Source organism: Formosimonas limnophila (assembly GCF_014652675.1).
GTDB lineage: Bacteria > Pseudomonadota > Gammaproteobacteria > Burkholderiales > Burkholderiaceae > Hydromonas > Hydromonas limnophila.
Map to the genome: position 1 here is coordinate 234,991 of NZ_BMZG01000002.1, position 9,615 is coordinate 244,605.

General features: G+C 47.4%; 8 protein-coding genes and 1 pseudogene. 3 read left to right on the forward strand and 6 right to left on the reverse strand.

Annotated features, from left to right (window positions below):
* Position 1: 1 nt before the first annotated feature.
* Together IE082_RS02815 and IE082_RS02820 are read right to left on the reverse strand one after the other, a co-directional pair.
* Positions 2-610, reverse strand: a complete 609-nt coding sequence (locus IE082_RS02815) for a 3'-5' exonuclease (protein ID WP_189491200.1) — start codon at positions 608-610, stop codon at positions 2-4.
* The gene (locus IE082_RS02820) at positions 610-2,424 is read right to left on the reverse strand and encodes a DUF294 nucleotidyltransferase-like domain-containing protein (protein WP_189491202.1); all 1,815 of its coding nucleotides are present in this window, start codon (positions 2,422-2,424) and stop codon (positions 610-612) included. The genes IE082_RS02815 and IE082_RS02820 overlap by 1 nt, the downstream gene beginning before the upstream one ends.
* A gap of 250 nt (positions 2,425-2,674) precedes the next feature.
* Between IE082_RS02820 and acnB the strand changes: the two genes are divergently transcribed.
* Positions 2,675-5,275, forward strand: a complete 2,601-nt coding sequence (gene acnB / locus IE082_RS02825; protein WP_189491204.1) for a bifunctional aconitate hydratase 2/2-methylisocitrate dehydratase — start codon at positions 2,675-2,677, stop codon at positions 5,273-5,275.
* Positions 5,276-5,357: 82 nt separating this feature from the next.
* Here the strand turns inward: acnB and IE082_RS11425 are convergent.
* Together IE082_RS11425 and IE082_RS02835 are read right to left on the reverse strand one after the other, a co-directional pair.
* Positions 5,358-5,651, reverse strand: a pseudogene (locus IE082_RS11425) (toxin-antitoxin system YwqK family antitoxin); the annotation flags it as partial.
* 253 nt (positions 5,652-5,904) lie between these two features.
* Positions 5,905-6,102 carry a hypothetical protein gene (locus IE082_RS02835; protein ID WP_189491206.1) on the reverse strand — a complete coding sequence of 66 codons (198 nt, stop codon included), beginning with the start codon at positions 6,100-6,102 and terminating at the stop codon, positions 5,905-5,907.
* Positions 6,103-6,284: 182 nt separating this feature from the next.
* Here IE082_RS02835 and IE082_RS02840 point away from each other — a divergent pair, with 182 nt between their 5' ends.
* Complete coding sequence (locus IE082_RS02840; RefSeq protein WP_189491209.1) at positions 6,285-6,533, forward strand: exodeoxyribonuclease VII small subunit; 249 nt, start codon at positions 6,285-6,287, stop codon at positions 6,531-6,533.
* An 89-nt stretch (positions 6,534-6,622) separates the two neighbouring features.
* Positions 6,623-7,465, forward strand: a complete 843-nt coding sequence (locus tag IE082_RS02845) for a polyprenyl synthetase family protein (RefSeq protein WP_189491252.1) — start codon at positions 6,623-6,625, stop codon at positions 7,463-7,465.
* Positions 7,466-7,596: 131 nt separating this feature from the next.
* Here IE082_RS02845 and IE082_RS02850 read toward each other — a convergent pair whose 3' ends face one another.
* A complete protein-coding gene (locus IE082_RS02850) occupies positions 7,597-9,261 on the reverse strand; it encodes a PhoH family protein (protein WP_189491212.1) in 1,665 nt (554 codons plus the stop codon).
* Positions 9,262-9,467: 206 nt separating this feature from the next.
* Positions 9,468-9,615, reverse strand: a 148-nt coding sequence (locus tag IE082_RS02855; RefSeq protein ID WP_189491215.1) for an integrase core domain-containing protein, incomplete at its 5' end; no start/stop codon positions are given.

The following is a 9,615-nucleotide window of genomic DNA, read 5'->3' on the forward strand; positions in this document are numbered from 1 at the left end:
ATTATTTTTGAGTTCTTGCCAGCAGTGTTAAATACATTAAAGCCACATTAATGGCATCATTGAGCGCGTCATGTCGAGGTAAATCTGGGAAATTAAGGGTCTGAATCATGCTGGCCATACGCAAGTCCACATGACCATTTGGGTGATTTTTGATTTCTTGGTCATAGTAAATGCTTGAAACTTCAATGGTACGATTGGGTAGTTTGATGCCCAACATGGGCTTCAAAAACTTATTCACCAAGGCCACATCATATGCCAAATAATAACCGACCAAAGGCCGGCCACCGATGAATGCGAGGAGTTGTTTGATGGCCTCTTGTACGGGTATGCCCTGACTCACATCTCTGGGCCGTAATCCATGGACTTTGACATTGGCCGATTGCATGACGCCTTCGGGTTTGACCACAACATAGAAGGATTCGCTGGTTAAGACTCGATTGCCACGAATTTTGACCGCGCCGATGGACAGAATTTCGGCCTCTTTCACATTCAGGCTGGTGGTTTCACAGTCGAAGCTGACGAGCTCATCTGTTTGTTCGTCAAACAAATAAGCATATTGAGGGTCAGCTAATTGACGTTGCGCCCATGACTTACGTAGATGGCCGAGCATCACAGATTCCCTAAGTGAAAATGTTGACGAATCATGGCTTTGAATCGTTTGACCACATGTAAAGCCTCTTTGAGTAAGTCTCGTTCTAATGTGGTTAGCGCAGACATATCCACTTGGTTGTGGTTGTTACTCAAAGGAGATGCGATGGCTTGTGCGTGAAGTCCTGCTTTCAGACGCACATCCATCAAATAGGCCAGTGCTTGCGACAAGTCTTTTGCCAGTTGGGCATCCAGCACGTTGGCTTGAGAAAGACGTGATATGCGTTCGAAGGTATTGGTTTCAGACAGTTGTGCTTGTAGGCTTAGTGCGCGGATGCCATGCACGACTGGAAAGACCCCCATCTTTTTGATGTCCATTTGGGAAGAGCTGTTGCGGTTGAGTAGCTGAGCAAAAAAGCCGCTGTTTTGATGATCAAATAACTCTACTGCCTGCGCAAATTGTCCCAACATACCGACATCATCGGTCAATGAGCGTTTGATTTGTGCTTTTGCTTCATCAAGGAGGCTTTCGTCGCCCGCTACGGCTTTGGCATCAACAAAAATGGCCAAATTCATGAGTGAATCACCTGTCGGATTAACGCACCATGTGTGCAGTGTGGTTTTGAATTGGCTAATCGGCTGTCGCCAAGCGGGATTGTTCACCATAATTCCGCCTTGGCATGGTGGAAATCCTAAGCGAGAGAGTGTTTCAGAAAATGCGCCACAGGCTGTTTTGGCCAAAGCTTCGTCAACGTCGTCTTTAAGGATTAGGGCGTTGTCTTGATCTGTTTTGAGAATTTGTTCACCACGACCTTCCGAACCCATGACAATCAAGCAAGCGTTGTCATACAGCTTAGGTGGGGCCAGTAAACGCCAAGCTTTTTCAAACAAACTGGTATTGAGCACCTGCATCAATTCGGCCAACTGTGGTGCACGCATGCCATTGCTGTTCAAAATCTGAATGGAGCGGGTCATTTGATTCGCAATATCGACCAATTCGTCGATATTTTGAGCACGATCCAATCTTTGAGCCACCAAGTGCGTGTGATTAGAGAAATAGGCCAAAACATCAATTTGTTCTAATGCACCGATGGGGTGCCCGTTTTCAGTCACCACGACGCGCTGAATCTTGAATTGTGTCATGCGTAGCAAGGCATGAAAAACATAATCTTCAATATCAATTGAGATGAGATTGAACTGTGACCATCGGTGTATGGGTTCTTGATTATCCGCACCTGCAATCACGATGTCGCGGAAGGCCGACTCTGTGAACAAGCCGATTTGGTTGTCATGACGAACCAGTATGGATTTTGTTTTGTTTGCCTTCATGGTTTGGGCTGCTTGCAAGATGCTGTCAGAGCCATTGAGCCATGTGGCATTTTGCCGATAGGCATCACGGATTTTCGCTGCAAATAGGCTTTCGAATTGTTGGGCGTCTTGGGTTTGGGCTATATTGGACAGTTTGTCTGCCAAGGAAGCATAGAAGTAAGCCCCGAATCGGGGGTTCGATTCCATCAGCTCTGTAATCGTTTCTTTGGGGATGGTATAGAGTAGGGCTTGCTCCTGCACGATAAAGCGATGGGGTGTCTGTCCTTCAACCAATGCCCGAGACTCAAAAGTATCTTTGGCGTCATACAGGCTCAAGATTTCACCGTCAAGTGTCACCTCACGAACCAAGCCTTTAATGACAACATACAAAAATGCCACAGGTTCATCCGCTTCGATAATCACAGTTTCATCATCGTAGTATCCAATATCTACAGTATTTTGCAATTTGGCTCGCTCATGAGCATTTAAGAAATCATAAGGAGCAAAATTGAAATCGAAGCGTTCCATAAGTAGCCTTTGGAGAATGAGTGACGTTGATTTTTATGAGCGAATGAGGGGGAGAGCGTTTTGGATTGCCGTTTGAGTTCTGGGATGCTTTGGTGCTGATGTCAATGAAGCAAGTATTGGTTAATTATCGTCTGTCGTCAAGTCATATATAAGACACAAGAATGTAAAAATACATTAAAATGTCGCATCGAAAATTAATCGCCTCTGTAAAAACACCACTTTCCAATTCTTTTTGATAAAGGACACCACCATGCTACAAGCTTATCGTGACCATGTTGCCGAACGTGCTGCATTGGGTATTCCACCCTTGCCATTGTCTGCTGCGCAGACAGGGCAGCTGATTGAGTTGCTGAAAAGCCCACCAGCAGGTGAGGAAGCGTTTTTGGTGGACTTGATTACCCATCGCGTCCCAGCCGGTGTGGATGATGCGGCGAAAGTCAAAGCCAGCTATCTTGCTGCGGTGGCGCATGGTACTGAAACTTCTACATTGATTAGCCGCGAGAAAGCCACTGAGCTGCTTGGTACAATGCTCGGTGGTTACAACATCAGCCCATTGGTGGACTTATTGAGTGATTCAGTCGTTGGTGTTATTGCGGCTGAGGCATTGAAAAAAACGTTATTGATGTTTGACCAGTTTCATGATGTGAAAGAAAAAGCGGACGCTGGCAATGCCAACGCTAAAGCCGTGATTCAAAGCTGGGCAGATGCTGAATGGTTCACCTCGCGTCTTGAAGTACCTGAGTCTATTACCGTGAGCATTTTTAAAGTCACGGGCGAGACCAATACCGATGATTTGTCACCAGCACCTGATGCGTGGAGTCGCCCTGATATTCCACTGCACGCCTTGGCCATGCTCAAAAACAAACGCGATGGCATCACACCAGAGGAAGACGGCAAACGCGGCCCAGTGAAGTTCATCGAAGACTTGCGTGCGAAGGGTAACCTCGTCGCTTACGTTGGTGATGTGGTTGGTACGGGCTCTTCGCGTAAATCTGCGACGAACTCGGTTCTGTGGTTCACTGGTGAAGACATCCCATTCGTGCCGAATAAGCGTTTCGGTGGTGTTTGCCTTGGCTCTAAAATTGCCCCGATTTTTTACAACACGATGGAAGACGCGGGTGCGTTGCCGATTGAACTTGACGTCTCAAATATGAATATGGGCGATGTTGTTGAGTTGCGCCCTTACGAAGGCAAAGCACTGAAAAACGGTGAAGTTATTGCTGAGTTTAAAGTCAAATCAGAAGTGTTGTTTGATGAAGTCCGTGCAGGTGGTCGTATTCCCCTCATCATCGGTCGTGGTTTGACTGCGAAAGCACGCGAATCATTGGGCTTGCCTGCTTCAACGTTGTTCCGTTTACCACAAAATCCTGCCGATACGGGCAAAGGTTTTTCTCTTGCCCAAAAAATGGTCGGCCGTGCCTGCGGTCTGCCAGAAGTGAATGGACAACAACAGGGCGTTCGCCCAGGTACGTATTGCGAACCTCGCATGACATCGGTTGGCTCGCAAGACACCACAGGCCCAATGACACGTGATGAGTTGAAAGACCTGGCGTGTTTGGGCTTCTCAGCTGACCTCGTCATGCAATCATTCTGCCACACGGCGGCCTATCCAAAACCAGTGGATGTAAAAATGCACCATGAGTTGCCTGACTTCATCAGCACGCGTGGCGGTATTTCTTTGCGCCCTGGCGATGGTGTCATTCACTCATGGTTGAATCGCTTGCTCCTGCCTGATACAGTCGGTACAGGTGGTGACTCGCACACGCGTTTCCCGATTGGGATTTCATTCCCAGCAGGTTCTGGTCTTGTTGCGTTTGCAGCGGCGACAGGCGTGATGCCGTTGGACATGCCTGAGTCAGTTTTGGTGCGTTTTAAGGGCAAAATGCAAGCAGGCGTCACACTACGTGATTTGGTCAATGCGATTCCGCTGTTCGCAATGAAAGCAGGTTTACTCAATGTTGAGAAACAAGGCAAGAAAAATATTTTCTCAGGCCGCATCCTCGAAATCGAAGGTTTGCCTGACTTGAAAGTCGAGCAAGCTTTTGAATTGTCTGATGCTTCTGCTGAGCGTTCTGCCGCTGGTTGCACGGTTCACTTAAACAAAGAGCCGATTATCGAGTATATGACATCAAATATCACTTTGATGAAATGGATGATCGCCAACGGCTACGAAGATGCTCGTTCACTTGCGCGTCGCATTAAAGCCATGGAAGCATGGTTGGCGAATCCTCAATTACTCAAAGGTGACGACGATGCTGAGTATGCTGCCGTGATTGAAATTGATCTTGCTGAAATTTATGAGCCCATCGTTGCGTGCCCAAATGATCCAGATGATGTGAAAACATTGTCCGATGTCGCTGGTGCAAAAATTGATGAAGTGTTTATCGGTTCGTGCATGACCAACATCGGTCATTTCCGCGCAGCATCTAAACTTCTCGAAGGCAAACGTGATATCCCCGTTAAGCTTTGGGTGGCACCACCGACAAAGATGGATGCCAAACAACTGTCGGAAGAAGGCCACTATGGCGTTCTCGGCAGTGCTGGTGCACGCATGGAAATGCCAGGCTGCTCACTGTGCATGGGTAACCAAGCGCAGGTGAAAGAGGGTGCTACTGTATTCTCCACCTCAACCCGTAACTTCCCAAATCGTTTGGGCAAAAACTCAAACGTCTATCTCGGTTCGGCTGAATTGGCGGCAGTGTGTTCAAAAATGGGTAAAATCCCCACACGCGAAGAATACCTCGCCGACATCGGTGTGCTTGATGCCTCAAGTGCAAACATCTATCGCTACATGAACTTTGACCAAATCGATGACTTCAGTAAAGTCGCCGATGATGTTAAGGTGGGATGAGTTGATATATCGCCCAAAAAGCCCAGCGAAAGCTGGGCTTTTTTACGCACAAACTACGTGAAAGACAAAGGGAGTGAATTCACTACTTAGCCAAGTTTATATTATCCGTTGGGTACATGTCAGTAAGGTGCAGCAATTCAGCGGCGCTCTGTGTATCGCTGGTTTGGGTGAGTTGTTCTGTGGTGTAAGCAATTGCGGCTACTTTGTCTTCTGTGACTTCAGAAGCAGACTGAACGGAGTCACCGTCTGTGTGGTTTGTTTCGTCAAATAATTCGCCTGACTCATTCCAACGCTTCGATTGGCCAATTGGGTTGCCATTTTTGTATTGACCGATATAGTATTTTTTGCCGTTGTCGTGCCATTCTTGCCATGTGCCGTCTTGATTGCCTTCGTCATTGTATTGGCCTTTTGTGGCGACTTCACCATTATCATGCCGTTCAGTGTAGTTGCCAACTTGTACGCCTAATTCATAGGTGGTTTCGCTTCGTTTTTTGCCATTCTCGTACCATCTTTCCTACAAGCCAGTTGCTTCTACTTCATCGTTGTATTGACTTCTTTCTGCGCATTCGGTTGCTGAGCCAGAACACACGTCATTTTTGTATTCGCTTTGTTTGGCGATTTGACCATTTTCATACCATTAGGTCTTCGGCATCTTGTGATTTAAAATGCGCAATGACACAGTCATTTTTTGCAACTTTGAGTTTTTGACAGGGGATTTTTAGCTCTTTGGCGGCTTCTTTAGCGGTTTTAATAATTGTTGGTGCTTCTTCAGCATAGGTTGTAGGGATTGCGGTTGTGAGCAGGGTGACAATGAGAGTTTTTCTCATGATGGTTCCTGTGATGAGATGAATGCTGATTGTGTATCGTATGATACAAATGAAACAGCGTGCTTTGCGTGAAGAGTGACGGAATTGTGAGGGGGCGTGTTGTATGCTGTCTCGCGATAAGTCTGACTTTGCATAGCATTTTGCCGTAAAATTGGCACAGTTTTCATCAACCAGAGCATTTTATGGCATCACCTAAATTAAAGAATAAAGAACCCGCAAGCTTCGAAGACGCCATGCGTGAGTTAGACGAGTTGGTCGAGGGTATGGAAAGCGGCGATTTGGCACTTGAGCAATCTTTGGCCGCGTATCAAAGAGGGGCGTATTTGGTGAAGTTTTGCCAATCGCAACTCACTGCGGTACAAACGCAAATTAAGATTGTCGAGGATGATATGGCTAAGCCATTTGATTTGTCGACGGGGCAATCATCGTGAATTTATCGAACGTGAGTTTGCATGGAAGTGCAGCTGCATTCGAGGCTTGGGCAGCGTTGCACAGGCCTTTGATTGACGAGCGGCTTGTTATGGGGCTGAATCGATATGCGGATCATGCGGTTGCGCACAAGTCCCCTTTACTCAACGCCATGACGCACGGGGTGATGAATGGTGGCAAGCGCGTGCGTGCGCTGGCTGTACTGGCTGCGGGTGAGCTTAATGGTGCAGCCACCCCTGCGTTGCTGACGGTGGCTGCGGCTTTAGAATATATTCATGCGTATTCATTGATTCACGATGATTTGCCTTGTATGGATGATGATGATTTGCGACGTGGCCAGCCAACCGTTCATGTGGTTTATGGTGAGGCGCAAGCGTTATTGGCTGGTGATGCTTTACAGACACTGGCTTTTTCTCTTTTGGCATCAAGAGATGTCGAGCTTTCTGCAAACACGCAAATTCGCTTGATTCGTGAGCTGGCTCGTGCATCGGGTGCGGTAGGAATGGCGGGAGGGCAAGCCATCGATTTATACCATGTGGGGCTTTCATTGTCTCAGACGGACATGCAAATGATGCATCAACTTAAAACTGGTGCTTTGCTTCACGCCAGTCTGGTGATGGGGGCATTATGTGGTGAGGGTGATGTTAATGAGCCGATAGATGCCCTCAATTTATTTGCTGAACATTTGGGATTATTGTTTCAAGTCGTGGATGATATTTTAGACGCCTCCCAAGAAACAGCTGTTTTAGGGAAAACCGCAGGAAAAGATGATGCAGCCAACAAACCGACCTATGTACGCGCTTTGGGTTTAGAGGGGGCGCGAGACTATGCGCAGAGCTTATATCGCAGTGCTTTAGCGGCTTTGACACCTTATGGGGAGAGAGCACAACGATTGGCTGATTTGGCGGCGTATTGTGCGACGAGGGTTTATTGAGCAAGTACAAAATATTTATAAAAATTTCTTATGTTTGTTACTGACAATTTTTCAATCAAGTTAGTATCATAAATTAAAATAGTCACAAAGATGCAAATAACTGCGTCTTTGTGACTTGTTTGAACATGTGATTAAAGTACTTCATTGGCATGATCAGCCAGTCGAGACCGCTCACCACGCATGAGCGTGATGTGGGCACTGTGTGGCCAATTTTTAAAGTGTTCCACCACATAAGCCAAACCAGATGAGCCTTCGGTCAAGTACGGTGTGTCAATCTGAGCCAAGTTGCCCAAGCAAACCACTTTAGTTCCCGGCCCTGCGCGGGTGATGAGGGTTTTCATTTGCTTTGGTGTCAGGTTTTGGGCTTCGTCGAGAATCAGAAGTTTATTGACGAACGTGCGGCCACGCATGAAGCTCATGGCTTTAATTTTGACTTTGTTTTTAATCAACTCATTGGTGGCGGCGCGCGCCCACTCGCCTGCGTTCGCATCGCCTTTGATGAGGATTTCGAGGTTGTCTTGCAACGCGCCCATCCATGGTGTCATTTTTTCTTCTTCAGTACCAGGTAAGAAACCGATGTCTTCGCCAACAGGCACGGTGATGCGCGTGATGATGACCTCTGAGAAACGTCCCATTTCTAAGGTCTGTTGCAATGCGGCGGCGATGGTGATCAGCGTTTTGCCCGTGCCTGCTTGACCCAGCAACGTGACGAAGTCAATGTTGGTGTCCATGAGGATATTTAAGGCAAAGTTCTGTTCGCGGTTGCGCGCACCTATGCCCCAGATGCCGTGTTTGGGGTTGCTGTAGTCGATTAGGGTGCGTAGTGTTGCAGATTTATCATTGATTTCAACTACTTGGGCAGAAAACGGCGTGATGTCTGGGTGCTCAAGGTAAACGAATTGGTTGAGCGTCATTTGTCCCACGAGTGGGCCTGATACTCGGTAATACGTGTGACTGCCTTCTTGCCATGACTCCAGTTTCTTACTATGAGTTTCCCAAAAGTCAGCTGGCAGGGCGAGCTGACCTGTGTAGAGCAGATCACGATCTTCGATAACTTGGTCATTGAAGTAATCCTCTGCATTCAGACCCAACGCGCGCGCTTTGATGCGCATATTGATGTCTTTCGACACCAAAACCACGGTGCGTCCCTGATCCATTTGCTGTAAGGCGTGGACAATCCCCAGAATCTGATTGTCCGCCTTGCTGCTTGGTAAGGATTTTGGTAAATCATCGTCAATGAGCTGCGTTTGAAAATACAGCTTGCCTAACTGCTGTTGGTTTTCACGATTGGTTAATGGAATCCCGTCATCCATGCCATTCGGTGACGAATTCATCAATTCGTCCAACAAACGAGACACTTGGCGACCATGACGAGCGGTTTCGGTCGTGCCCTTCTTGTGGTTGTCTAATTCCTCCAGCGTGATGAGCGGCAAATAAACATCGTGCTCCTCAAAGCGGAAAAAACACGACGGATCATGCAGCATGACATTTGTATCGAGAACAAACAGCTTTCGGGTTGCATTCGCAATCGTTTTTTTGCGACTGCTGCGATGGGCGGGCTTGTGGTGGGTCGGCACGGGTGCGCTGGTATTGACGGCGCGAGCCAGTGCAACTCGCTTTTGATCCGCAACAATTGGAGCAGGCGCTGCCGTCGGCTGCCGCGCGGGTTTTCTTTGTTCTGGCTTTTGTGTGGTCTGTGGCGTTTGGCGAGCTTGTGCTGTCGTGGTCGCTGGTTGATGGCCTTTAGGGGAAATCAATAAACTGCCTTTTTTAGTCGGGGCTGTGGGTAAGGGCATGGTTTTCTCCGTGGTTGGCTGCGAAAAAGTTGTTTCATGATACCGTATTTGGCCTCTGATGCGTGAGAGAAACTGGGTTATTCTGCTTGAATTTCTGTGTCATTTTTAGAGGTTCACTTTATATATATTGAATTATAAAATGAAAAAGTATAAATCTTCACAGCTTGACGTCCTCCCGTAAGTGTATTCAGTTTAAGTTAGAAACTTCAAGCGGCATATTGTGTTAGAAAAGCTTTTGCAAACAATGCTGGCGGTATGCCGCCCAGTGCTGAATGCGGTCGGAACAAGTTGTAATCGTTCCTCCAGTTATGGATTTTACGCTGGGCATCTTGCAACGACAAGAACCAGTGTGTA